The 11,659-nt window shown below is 41.9% G+C and carries 13 protein-coding genes and 2 tRNA genes; 10 read left to right on the top strand and 5 right to left on the bottom strand.

What is annotated here, in order from left to right:
* The first annotated feature begins 34 nt into the window (after positions 1-34).
* A complete protein-coding gene (locus tag C1E24_RS11660; RefSeq protein ID WP_138481614.1) occupies positions 35-520 on the top strand; it encodes a DUF3016 domain-containing protein in 486 nt (161 codons plus the stop codon).
* Between the two features lie 75 nt (positions 521-595).
* Here C1E24_RS11660 and C1E24_RS11655 read toward each other — a convergent pair whose 3' ends face one another.
* The 3 genes from C1E24_RS11655 to coaBC all read right to left on the bottom strand — a co-directional run bounded on the left by C1E24_RS11655 (position 596) and on the right by coaBC (position 5,654).
* Entirely contained in the window at positions 596-3,352 is a 2,757-nt protein-coding gene (locus C1E24_RS11655; RefSeq protein ID WP_138481613.1) for a S9 family peptidase, read from the bottom strand.
* A gap of 317 nt (positions 3,353-3,669) precedes the next feature.
* Positions 3,670-4,260, bottom strand: coding sequence for a nucleoid occlusion factor SlmA (gene slmA / locus C1E24_RS11645; RefSeq protein WP_138481609.1), 591 nt, complete (start codon positions 4,258-4,260; stop codon positions 3,670-3,672).
* A gap of 206 nt (positions 4,261-4,466) precedes the next feature.
* Entirely contained in the window at positions 4,467-5,654 is a 1,188-nt protein-coding gene (gene coaBC, locus C1E24_RS11640; RefSeq protein WP_138481607.1) for a bifunctional phosphopantothenoylcysteine decarboxylase/phosphopantothenate--cysteine ligase CoaBC, read from the bottom strand.
* Positions 5,655-5,786: 132 nt separating this feature from the next.
* On the opposite strand from coaBC, the gene radC reads away from it, so the two are divergent.
* From radC to rpmG, 3 genes are all read left to right on the top strand, one after another.
* Positions 5,787-6,461 (top strand): RadC family protein, encoded by a 675-nt coding sequence (gene radC, locus C1E24_RS11635; protein ID WP_058028556.1) that lies wholly within the window; start codon positions 5,787-5,789, stop codon positions 6,459-6,461.
* Between the two features lie 272 nt (positions 6,462-6,733).
* On the top strand, positions 6,734-6,970 hold the full coding sequence (rpmB, locus tag C1E24_RS11630) for a 50S ribosomal protein L28 (RefSeq protein ID WP_058028557.1): 237 nt from the start codon (positions 6,734-6,736) through the stop codon (positions 6,968-6,970).
* Positions 6,971-6,981: 11 nt separating this feature from the next.
* The gene (gene rpmG / locus C1E24_RS11625) at positions 6,982-7,137 is read left to right on the top strand and encodes a 50S ribosomal protein L33 (RefSeq protein WP_005493124.1); all 156 of its coding nucleotides are present in this window, start codon (positions 6,982-6,984) and stop codon (positions 7,135-7,137) included.
* A gap of 144 nt (positions 7,138-7,281) precedes the next feature.
* Here the strand turns inward: rpmG and asd are convergent, their stop codons facing one another.
* Both asd and rsgA read right to left on the bottom strand, forming a co-directional pair.
* A complete protein-coding gene (gene asd, locus C1E24_RS11620; RefSeq protein WP_138481605.1) occupies positions 7,282-8,139 on the bottom strand; it encodes an archaetidylserine decarboxylase in 858 nt (285 codons plus the stop codon).
* Between the two features lie 60 nt (positions 8,140-8,199).
* The gene (rsgA, locus tag C1E24_RS11615) at positions 8,200-9,258 is read right to left on the bottom strand and encodes a small ribosomal subunit biogenesis GTPase RsgA (protein ID WP_138481603.1); all 1,059 of its coding nucleotides are present in this window, start codon (positions 9,256-9,258) and stop codon (positions 8,200-8,202) included.
* A 202-nt stretch (positions 9,259-9,460) separates the two neighbouring features.
* Between rsgA and orn the strand changes: the two genes are divergently transcribed.
* The 6 genes from orn (at position 9,461) to rpsR (ending at position 11,646) form a co-directional block, all read left to right on the top strand.
* Complete coding sequence (orn, locus tag C1E24_RS11610; RefSeq protein ID WP_058028560.1) at positions 9,461-10,006, top strand: oligoribonuclease; 546 nt, start codon at positions 9,461-9,463, stop codon at positions 10,004-10,006.
* A 190-nt stretch (positions 10,007-10,196) separates the two neighbouring features.
* Positions 10,197-10,272: transfer RNA gene (locus tag C1E24_RS11605), tRNA-Gly, on the top strand.
* Positions 10,273-10,445: 173 nt separating this feature from the next.
* Positions 10,446-10,521, top strand: a tRNA-Gly gene (locus C1E24_RS11600).
* A gap of 191 nt (positions 10,522-10,712) precedes the next feature.
* Positions 10,713-11,054 (top strand): 30S ribosomal protein S6, encoded by a 342-nt coding sequence (gene rpsF, locus C1E24_RS11595; protein ID WP_058028561.1) that lies wholly within the window; start codon positions 10,713-10,715, stop codon positions 11,052-11,054.
* 29 nt (positions 11,055-11,083) lie between these two features.
* Positions 11,084-11,407, top strand: coding sequence for a primosomal replication protein N (priB, locus tag C1E24_RS11590; RefSeq protein ID WP_130254141.1), 324 nt, complete (start codon positions 11,084-11,086; stop codon positions 11,405-11,407).
* Between the two features lie 11 nt (positions 11,408-11,418).
* Positions 11,419-11,646, top strand: coding sequence for a 30S ribosomal protein S18 (gene rpsR, locus C1E24_RS11585; RefSeq protein ID WP_010386263.1), 228 nt, complete (start codon positions 11,419-11,421; stop codon positions 11,644-11,646).
* The last annotated feature ends 13 nt before the right edge of the window (positions 11,647-11,659 follow it).

Here is an 11,659-nt window from a genome sequence, read left to right as displayed (position 1 = left end):
CATTATAGAGACGAAAGTCTTTTAGGAGGTCATCATGAAAAAGTTATGTTTCACCTTACTCGCTTTGAGTATGCCATTTTTAAGTATCGCTGGAGAGGCCAAAGTTACTTGGAAAGACTTTAACGATTACCGCGATGTGCACCCTGCAAATGAAGTAAAAGGGGCTTATCACAAACGCGTCGCTAAGCAGTTTGAAAAGCACATCAGCAAACTGGCTAAGCAGTTACCTGAAGGTTATACACTGAATGTGACTTTTGATGATATCGATCTTGCCGGCGACTCGAGAATGAACATGCAAGATATACGCGTAATAAAGCCAATCTATTTTCCAAGATTGACCATAAGTTATACAGTACAAGATAAATCAGGCGCGACGGTAAGCAGTGCTGAAAAGCTAGTATTAAAAGATATGAGCTTTATGGATCGTATCAAGAGAGGTCGTGAGACGTCTTTCTATTATGAAAAGCAGCTATTGAGTGAGTGGTTTGAAGATAAGGTTTTGGTCAAAACCAGCGCTTAAACTTTTAACGCACTTAAAATCAAATAATAAAGCCTGCAGTTGCAGGCTTTATTATTGTTATGAGTAATTGTTTAATTACTCAGGTTGGTGTTTAACCCCATTTTTGATCCAATCAGCCGCAGGTTTTCCTTTCAGGTGATGATCAAAGTACTCCATCATACGAATTGAGAAATCCACTTGGTTCGGGAATTTCTTCAAGTGATGTGGCTCGCCCTCGTATTGTAAGAAAATGGCATCTTTATTGTGTCTGCGAAGTGCTAAGTAGTATTGAATGCCTTCTTGCCATGGTACCGCGCCATCGTCATCACCAAACATGATCAGCACGGGTGTATTTACTTTGTCGGCAAAGAATACAGGCGAGTTTTCAATGTATAAATCGAGCGCTTGCGTCAGTGGTTTACCAATACGGCTTTGGCCAGTTTCATACTGGAACTGACGAGCAAGACCCGACTTTAAACGAATACCACTATAAGCTGATGTCATGTTAGACACTGGCGCGCCCGATACAACCGCTTTAAACATATCTGTTTGCGTGATCATAAAGGCACTTTGGTAGCCTGCCCAAGAGTGACCTTGTAAACCAATCTTATCAGGGTGTGCAACCCCCATATCAATCAGCTTTTGCGCGGCGTTGATCATGGTTTGAGTTGATGATGGGCCCGGCTTACCAATTTCAAAACGAATATCAGGTAAGAACAATGCGTAACCGTTCGAGGTAAACATTGGGAAGTTCGGTCTGTGGTTTAACTCCATTTTCGGGAAGTTATACATACGTTGGCTCATATAGCGGTAGAAATAAATCACCGTAGGTACTTTATCACCTTCTTTATAGCCAGCAGGTTTGATTAGCACACCTTGTAAGTCTTCGCCGTTATAACCTTTATATTGCACTAATTCAGGTTTGCCACCCCATGCAAAGTTCTTAACTTGTGGGTTTAAATCTGTCACTTTTTTAGTCTTTGCGAATGAGCTGGTGGTTTGCCAAAAATCAGGAAACTGATGATAGCTTTCTTTGGTGAAAATCAGTTTGTCGGCATGTTTAGCTTTAGCGACTAGCGCATAACGGGCTTCGCCTTTGAGTACTGTTTTTACTTTACCTGTCGCTAGGTTCAGCGTAGCCACGCCCGACTGCTTATTTTCAGTATTGTGGGTATGCAGCATTAAGGTGTCGTTTGCAGCAAAACCAAGCTGGTTTTTATCAAGATACTTTACGCGGTATTGGGTGTTTGTTTCACGGCCTTTTGTTAAGCGCGTAGCTTGTTGCGTTTTTACATCGAACGCCCAAATATCAAACTTCGAGTAGACATACACAACTGAACCATCAAGTTGCCAACCCGCAAAACCATAGCCCGGCTGCTCGCTCGGGTAGTCGTGCTTGTCATCGGCGAAAATCGCTTCTCTGATGGCTTTAGTTAGTGGTGACAGAGACTGAGATGATAAGTCTTTTAACCAAACCTGCTGGTTTTTAAAGAATGCAGCATGGCTACCTGTCGGAGACAGGCTTGGTCTAAACGGTGAGCCTTCGATTATTTGAGTTTGCTCACCGGTTTTCACATTAATGGCAGCATAATCGTTGAAGAAACCTTCATACATGATGCGTTCTAAATGTGGCTTATCGTTACTTGCGAGTAAGAAGTTCGCTTCGGTGTTTAAGCGAATATTTGGCGCTTGCTCGTTAGCAAGCTGCACAACTTGCTCACCATTTAGATGATAAACCGCTTGATAGTGGCGGTTTTTGTTCGCTTGTTGCCATGTTTTGGCTTCTCGGGTTTTAATTTCAGCATCATTATTGTGCCAAACCTGTAAGCCTTTTTGCGCACGAATAGTGTCGAAGTCAGTGAGTGATGCCTCGTCTTCGTATTTTAGCTTTTTTTCTTTAGCTTCAAGCTCTGGTCGATTTTGGAAGTATAAGCGCTCGCCTTGCTCAGACCAGGTTAGTTTCGCTGTTTTACCAGTGAACCACCCTGTTGGGTTATTAATCTCTTTTAAGGTATTAGTATCACTGTGCCATAGGGTAATTTGATGGTCGCGACGGCGAGTATCGTCGTTGACATAATTGGCCATGTTAAAGGCAACAATAGGCTTGCTAGGGTGCCAAACTGCTTGGCTTAAGGTGACACCAGGCTCGTTGAATAAACTGCTTTGCGTTTGCGTGTTTAAATCAAAAAAGCCAATGTGGTTTTTTGCGCCGTGTTCATCGTGAACATTAAATAGTACGCCATATTCTTTAGGACTTAGCGCAAACTTACCGACGTGTTCAATGGTGGTTTTGCTCATATCACGCAGATTTACGATTACCAGTGAATAAAACTTGTCTTTTTTATCGGCCTTGATTTCGTTTTCAGGCTTGTCAGCTTTTTTGTCTGTTTTATCGTCTTCTGGTTTTTCTTTGGTGCGATAAGCAAGCCAGTTACCGTCATCACTGATTTGGTAATCAACTACTTCAGTAAAGGTGGTTTGCTTATGAGTTTGGGTATCAATCAGAATAAGCTGGTTATTTAGTTTCTTCTTATCTTTTTTCTTGGTGGTTTCTTTTTCTAATAGAGTAGGCACCTGTGTGAATGACACCCAGTTTGCAGCCTTATTGATATGTGGTTTAGTGCCTTGTGGAACACGCGCAATGATTTTATTTGTTGTTAAGTCATAGACTAAGCCTTCACTGTTGCCGCGATAGGGCTTTGCAGAAAAAGTTAGAAATTGGCCGTTTTCAGAAAGTTGCTGACCTTGTGCATAACGAAAATCAAATACATCCTTAAACTCGAGATTTGATTTCGCCGCAACAGGCAAGCTGCACAGCACACTGGCTGCAATAAGAGAGTGGAACGCCTTCATGGTGCAAACCTAATTTTACTTATAAAGGTTTTTTTTATCATGCAGCAGGCAAAGACAAAAGGGCGATGCGGTTAATAACAGTAAGATACCAATCCTCAATAATACTTAATCATTTTGAGGGATTAAAACTGACGTTAGCTTCGTTGAAAATTTCTTATTTAGAACAACTAAATAGCAAAATTTTCGCCTTGCTACCGACAAATTTTACTTGCCTCAAAATAGATCACTTAATTAAGAGGATTGGTATGAGAGGTGAAACAGTGATTTTTGGACACAAAAAAAGCGACATCCGTCGCTTTTTAGAATTTACTAGGCTATTAAGCTAACCAAATTTTTTGTAATTCTTGCCACTGTGCTTCAAATTGACTGCTTGGGCGGGTTTTAAAATCACTGCGAACAAACTGGTTCATCTTACCTTCAATGTAAGCCAAGAAGAAATTGGCTAATGCCGCTTCGTCGGTGGTAAAGGTTTTACCTTCACGAAGCTTGCGTTCACGAAGAACTTGTTTGAATTGGGTTTCTAACTTTTCAAACAGGCCTTGAATGCGTTCACGTAAACGCTCTTGTTCACCTTGCAGTGCGTCACCCGTTAAAATACGAGTGATCCCAGGGTTTTTCTCTGCGAATGCAAGAATGAGAAGCAAGATGTTATAAATACGACCCTGCGTTTCTTTTTCGTTATCTAAAATGATGTTGATACGAGAAAGTAGAGTGTCTTCAATGAATTCAATTAAACCTTCAAACATGCGTGCTTTGCTTGGAAAGTGGCGGTATAACGCCGCCTCAGATACACCAACTTCAGCTGCTAATTTTGCAGTTGTGATACGTTGACCAGGGCTGGTTTCAAGCATTTGTGCGAGAGATTGTAGTATTTGCTCTTTGCGATTACTGCGCTTAGTCGCTGGCATGAATGGTCCTTTAATTTATCGTTATTATGTTCTATTTATACTTTGTATTATGCGGCGCATAATTTAGTGTAAACCCCAACAAGCTCACACTTTGTTGGGGTTATGTTAATGGTTTATTCAGCTTGGTGCTAGTGTTTTAAAGTGACTTTCATTCATGTTTTGTACTGAAAAAAATACACCTTTGTAAGCCTTTGTTTTAAGGGTTTTTATAGCTTTTCGGCAAGTGCCTTTAGTAGAGACGTTGCTAGCTCGGCTTTACTATTAACCCCTAAATTACGCTGATCATTATGCCAGAACAATGTTAACGCATTGTGATCTGAGTTAAAGCCAAGTCCTTCTTGAGAGACATCATTGGCGCAGATCATATTCAGATTTTTCTTTTCTAATTTGCCTTTGGCATATTTTTCAACATCTTGTGTTTCAGCCGCAAAACCTACCGTATAAGGACGATTGTTTTGAAGGGCGGCAACTTCGGCAATGATGTCAGGGTTCTTCACCATAGAGAGGGTGATTTCGTCGCCTTGCTTTTTGATTTTTTGCTCTGCCACATTGGCTGCACGGTAGTCAGCAACCGCAGCACAACCGATAAAAATATCTGAGTTTTGCGCATGCTCAAGCGCGGCATCTCGCATCTCTAGTGCACTACTGACTTTGATGACTTTAGCTCCTGTAGGAGGTGTTAAAGTCACAGGGCCAGAAATAAGGGTCACTTTTGCACCTAATTTAAGGGCTGCTTCTGCAATGGCATAGCCCATCTTGCCTGAGCTATGGTTGCTGATATAACGCACTGGATCAAGGGGTTCACGGGTTGGGCCAGCAGTAATTGCAATGGCTTTACCTGCCAGTACGGGTTCAATGTCATCGCGCGTACAAAGCTCAACGAGTTCCATTGGCTCTAACATTCGACCCGCACCCACATCGCCACATGCTTGTTCGCCTTTACCCGGACCCCAAATATCCACGCCACGATCAGCAAGGGTTTTTAAGTTGGCTTGCGTTGCTGCGTGGGTGTACATTTGTTGGTTCATTGCGGGTGCAATAGCTATTTTTGCCGGTGTGGCAAGTAATAATGTGGTGAGTAAATCGTCGGCAATACCTGCTGCCATTTTCGCGATGATGTTTGAACTTGCTGGGGCAACGAGAATTAAGTCAGCCCATTTGGCAAACTCAATATGGCCCATGGCCGCTTCAGCACTCGGGTCGAGTAAAGAATCAGAAACAGGTTCTCCAGATACCGCTTGCATAGTCAGGGGAGTAATAAAATGCTTGGCAGAATCGGTCATAACCACTTTGACATTGCAGTTGCGCTCTTTTAATCGTCGAACTAATTCTGCACATTTATAAGCAGCAATACCGCCACTGATCCCCAAAACAATATTTTTTGCCTGTTTCATAGCTTGTTAAATCCAGTAAAAACTTGCTTAAACTCTACCATAGAGAAGTGACGGAGGGGTAACCTGCTTTTGTCTTTTATGATCCTTTGACTACACTTTAGCGCCTAGGAACAAAGAAATTAAGGACAAACTATGCAATTGAGTGCATTACCAAAACACACCCTACCGAGAGAAAAGTTACTGAAAAAAGGCCCGCATGCATTGAGTGATGCAGAGCTTTTGGCAATATTTTTAAGAACTGGAATCGCCGGCATGAATGCCATTGAATTGGCAGAATCACTACTAACGCAAAGTAGGTCATTACAAAACTTATTTAATGCCAGTCTAAAAGAGTTTTCAGCGTTGAAGGGTTTGGGGGAGGCCAAATATGTACAATTACAAGCCGTGCTTGAATTGAGTAAACGCTATATGCGTGAAGCATGCTTGCGCGACACGGTATTCACTTCGCCTGATGCGGTGAATGACTACCTGTGTTTGCAATTAAAAGGGTTAGAACATGAAGTGTTTATGGCGCTGTATTTAGATAACCAGAACCAACTTATTCATGACGAGATTTTATTTAATGGCACAATAAACGCGGCGAGTGTTTATCCTAGAGAAGTGGTAAAAGCGGCATTGAAGCATAATGCGGCCTCATTAATTTTTGCGCACAATCATCCCAGTGGCATTGCTGAGCCAAGCGAAGCCGATAAGTTAATTACCCAAAAATTGCAAAAAGCCCTCGCTTTAGTGGACATTCATGTATTAGATCACCTTATTGTGGCAGGGAATCGCTGCATATCTTTTGCACAGCGAGGCTTGATTTAAGTGATTTATAGAAAGAAAACGTTAAAAAACGCAGCTTTGCTCAAAATATTGCAAATTAGTTTAATTTAAATGCAGTTTTTACTTTCCTAAGCACGATTCGATCATTATAATTGGCCGCTATCAAATTTACATATGAGCTGATTGATAGGACTAGATCCTTGATCTTTGCCTGCTAATGCTGTATAAAGAGCGCCCTCTGATTTACCCCAGGGCAAACAGTTAAGGCCCAAGGGAAAATTAAGCTCGAGCGAAGTTATTGGAGATATATAGACATGTCTAAAGTCTGTCAAGTTACAGGTAAGCGCCCAGTGGTAGGTAACCACCGTTCACACGCGCGCAACGCTACTAAGCGTCGCTTCCTACCTAACCTACAAACGCACCGTTTCTGGGTTGAAAGCGAAAAACGTTTTGTTACTTTACGTACTACTACTAAAGGTATGCGTATTATCGATAAAAAAGGCATCGACGCGGTATTAGTAGATATCCGTGCTCGCGGCGAAAAAGTTTAAGGAGCTGAATCATGCGTGATAAGATCCGTTTAGTTTCAACTGCTGGTACTGGTTATTTCTACACTACCGACAAGAACAAGCGTAACATGCCTGAAAAAATGGAAATCAAAAAGTACGATCCTAAAGTACGTAAGCACGTGATTTTCAAAGAAGCTAAAATCAAGTAATTTTAGTTTTAAAGAATTCAAAAACCCAGCCTCGGCTGGGTTTTTTGTTTTTAATAAAGCGAGTTTTTAGATTCCAAAAAAGCCATCTATACAAAGTATGGATGGCTTTTCTTTTTATACCAATTTCTTAAAATTCAATTGGTTTTATTTAATTGTTGCGAATGGCGTGCCCATACGGGTTACTGTTTCAGGCTGCTCGCTATCTAAGAAATCTGCTTGATCTTTACCCCAAGCTAAAATGACCGTTGAGCCTAGCTTAAAGCGGCCCATTTCATCGCCTTTCTTTAAATGTATAGCTTTGTCGCCTTCAACAGGGTAATTCCATGTCATTACGTCGCGACCTGCAGGTGGGGTAACTGTCCCTGACCAAATCGTTTCGATGCTTGCTACAATCGTTGCACCTACTAAGGTCATCGCAAGTGGCCCCACTTTGGTATCGAAAATCGCCACGACACGCTCGTTTCGCGCAAACAAGTTAGGCACATTTTTCGCTGTAAGTGGGTTTACCGAGAATAAATCACCCGGTACATAAATCATCTTACGTAGCGTACCGTCAATTGGCATATGAATACGGTGGTAGTCTTTTGGTGCCAAGTAAATACAGGCAAACTTACCGCCCATAAATGGCTCTGCATCGTCTTTATCACCACCATGTAGGTCTTGTAAGCTGTAGTTGTGGCCCTTAGCTTGAATAAGCTGACCATCAATAATGTCGCCTAACTGGCTGATAGCACCATCTACTGGGTGAGTAATGATGCTTTCATCTTCTGTTAACGGGCGAATGCCTGGTTTTAATGGGCGAGTAAAGAACTCATTAAAGGTTTTATAGTGCGCAGGATCTTCGTAAAGTGCCTCGCTCATATCAATCTTATACTGCTTGATAAACGCCTTAATTAAAGAAGTTGTCACGGAGCCTGCTTCGGCAGCAGCCAATTTACCAACTAGGCGAGAGATCCCATGCTTAGGCATGGCGTATTGCATGGCAATTTTAAATTTATCCATGGGGACTATAAATTCCTAAAAATAATTAGCGCAGATACTAACATATAAACTGTAAATTTTTTAAACTCTTGGCGCACGAGCACCCGCGCGGCCGTCAGCCATTGATTCTAGAATACGGTGGTAGCTGTCAAAACGTAACTCAGTAATTTTACCCTCATCAACCGCTTCGACCAAAATGCATCCTGGGTCATTAAGGTGCTTACAATCTCTAAAACGGCAGCCGCCTATATACTCGCGAAACTCTTTAAAGCACCAAGTTACGCGTTCAACGTCTAAGTGCCATAAACCAAACTCACGGATCCCCGGTGAATCAATCAGGTTTCCGCCGCTAGGTAAGTGGTGTAATCGTGACACCGTCGTGGTGTGCTGACCAAGGCCACTATTTTCAGAGACTTCTTTGGTAAGAATATCTGCATCAGGGAGTACGGTATTGACGAGTGTTGATTTACCGACCCCAGATTGACCTACAAAGATGTTGTTTTTACCCACTAATACTTGCTTAAGCGCGTCGATACCTTCGCCGGTTTTAGTACTGACAAGGTGAACTTTATAATCTAATTCACGATAGATATCTAAAATCTCGTTAATGAACTCGAGACCTTCGTCATCAATCAAGTCGATTTTATTGAGCACTAAGATGGGCTCGATACCCATATCTTCACAAGCCACTAAATATCGGTCGATAATTTGTGGGGTGAACTCAGGCAAAATTGCAGACACCATTAAAATTTGGTCAATGTTTGCTGCAACAACTTTAACGCCATCATAAAAGTCTGGGCGGGTAAGCTGTGAGCGTCGCTCTTCAATGGCCTCTATAACACCAGCGAGGTCACCATCACTGACTTTGGCACGACGAAAGAATACTTCATCACCGCATACTAAACCGCCAACAGTTCTGCGAATATTACAGCGCAAAACTTCGCCATCAGACGTTTCTATATCGGCATGTTGGCCGAAACGACTGATCACCACTGCATTTTCAGTTGGACCTAAATTGTCGGTTTGCCACTGAGTATCTTGTTGCTCGCTATGCTGTTGTTTAGCTTTACGCAAGCGTTTTTGATGGTTGGCACTGATCCGACGGGATTGGCCTTTACTGAGTTTCTTTTGTTTTGCCATAGTTACTTAGCTTGTCACTGATCAAAAATGCAATTAATAAAATTGCCTAAAATCACTCTGTTTACTTTGTGAGCATGGCTTAAATGGGCTATAACTCAATTAAATTAAGCGCTTTTAAAAAAAAAGCTTTAGGTAAACAAGTGAAGCTAATATGATATATCTAATTGCATTGGATCTAAAGGAAGTACCGCTAAGGTAGTTTATGTCTTTTAATGAATCAAATTTGATCTGGCTAGATCTTGAAATGACGGGCTTAGAGCCTAAAACAGATAAAATCTTAGAAATTGCTACGGTTATTACTGACGGCGATTTAAATGTATTAGCTGAAGGCCCTGTTATTGCTATTCATCAAAGTGATGAGTTGTTAGATAACATGGACGAATGGTGTACCAATCAACACGGTCGTTCAGGTTTGACAGCTCGCTGTAAGGCCAGCAAGTTCACTGAAGACGATGCCATTGCACAAACTTTAGAGTTTTTAAAAGAGTGGGTACCACCAGGGAGTTCGCCTATGTGTGGTAATTCTATTGGTCAAGACCGCCGCTTTTTGAATAAGTATATGCCTGAACTTGAAGCTTACTTTCACTATCGCAACCTAGATGTGAGTACAGTGAAAGAACTTGCACGTCGTTGGAAGCCTGAGTTACTAGGTCAAGTGAAAAAGAAAAGCTCACACTTGGCACTAGACGATATAAAAGATTCAATAATGGAATTAAAGGTTTATAAAGAAAAGTTCTTTAATCTTTAAAAACTGCTTGCAAAGCACCTGCATTATTGTACAATCCTGCCCCGCTTAAGAGAGTAACTCTGCGGGGTTTCTTGTTTTAAAGCGCAGCAATTATATTGCTAAATATTGTGATGCGGCACTAGCTCAGCTGCTCCAGGTAATAGGCGCGACCTTTGCGATATTACTAATAATATAGGGCTAACTATGGAATGCGGCACTAGCTCAGCTGGTAGAGCGCGACCTTGCCAAGGTCGAGGTCACGAGTTCGAACCTCGTGTGCCGCTCCAAATTCTTAATCTTGTTTTACACAAGTTAATTAGTGTTTAACTAATTATATGCAGTACTAACTCAGCTGCTAAAAACCTCGGGTTATCTATGGGATGCGGCACTAGCTCAGCTGCTTCGGGTAATAGACGCGACCTTCGCAATGTTACCAACAACATAGAGCTAACTATGGAATGCGGCACTAGCTCAGCTGGTAGAGCGCGACCTTGCCAAGGTCGAGGTCACGAGTTCGAACCTCGTGTGCCGCTCCAATCTTCTGCTTCAAATATATCCTTACTCACTTATAATCTTGATTAATAATTAGTCTTTTCTTGCTTTTTTCATTGCCAAAACTCCCAACTCAACGTAAAATACGCGCTCATTTCGGCTATCACATTTAGTTCCTTGCCTTCCCCCGACTGGCCGAAACGGGACAAGGCTATATTAACCGTAAGGAATATCCATGCGTCATTACGAAATCGTATTCATGGTTCACCCAGATCAAAGTGAGCAAGTACCTGGTATGATCGAGCGTTATACTGGTTCTATCACTGAAGCTGGTGGTCAAATTCACCGTCTAGAAGACTGGGGTCGTCGTCAACTGGCTTACCCAATCGAAAAGCTTCACAAAGCACACTATGTTCTAATGAACGTTGAAGCACCAACTGAAGTAATCAACGAGCTTGAAACTTCTTTCCGCTACAACGATGCAGTGCTACGTAACCTAGTTATGCGTACTAAAAACGCTGTTACTGAAGCGTCTCCTCTTGTTAAAGAAGAGAAAAAAGAAGCAGCTTCTGCTTAATCGTTATTGAATCTGGATTGATTAAATAGGTGACACAGCCTGATCTGTATACAAATCAATATGTACTTTCGGGTACGGTTTGTAAAACACCCAAATTTAGTCAAAGCCCAGCTGGTATTCCACATTGCACGTTTGTACTTGAGCACAAATCAATGCAAGTCGAAGCCGAACTAAATAGAAATAGTTATGTTCGTCTAAGTGTGGTTGCAAGCGGTGCACAATTACAGAATCAAACACAGCATTTATACGTTGGGCAGGCAATACAAGTACGCGGTTTTTTAAATCGTCACGAAAACCGAAATGGTTTAAGTCAACTTGTCTTACATGCACAACATATTGAAAGAATTAATTGAGGAAATTACTCATGGCACGTTATTTCAGACGTCGTAAGTTCTGCCGTTTCAAAGCGGAAGGCGTACAACAAATCGATTACAAAGATCTAGCTACTCTTAAAAACTATGTAACTGAAAGTGGCAAAATCGTACCTAGCCGTATCACAGGTACTAGCGCTAAATACCAGCGCCAGCTAGCAACTGCTATCAAGCGTGCTCGCTACCTAGCCCTTCTTCCATACACTGACTTACATAAGTAAGCAGCGGATTAAC

The sequence above is a fragment of the Pseudoalteromonas phenolica genome (assembly GCF_005876835.1).
Classification (GTDB): Bacteria; Pseudomonadota; Gammaproteobacteria; order Enterobacterales; family Alteromonadaceae; genus Pseudoalteromonas; species Pseudoalteromonas phenolica_B.
The sequence above is the reverse complement of the archived record's forward strand: the minus strand, read 5'-3'. Positions and strand labels throughout refer to the sequence as shown.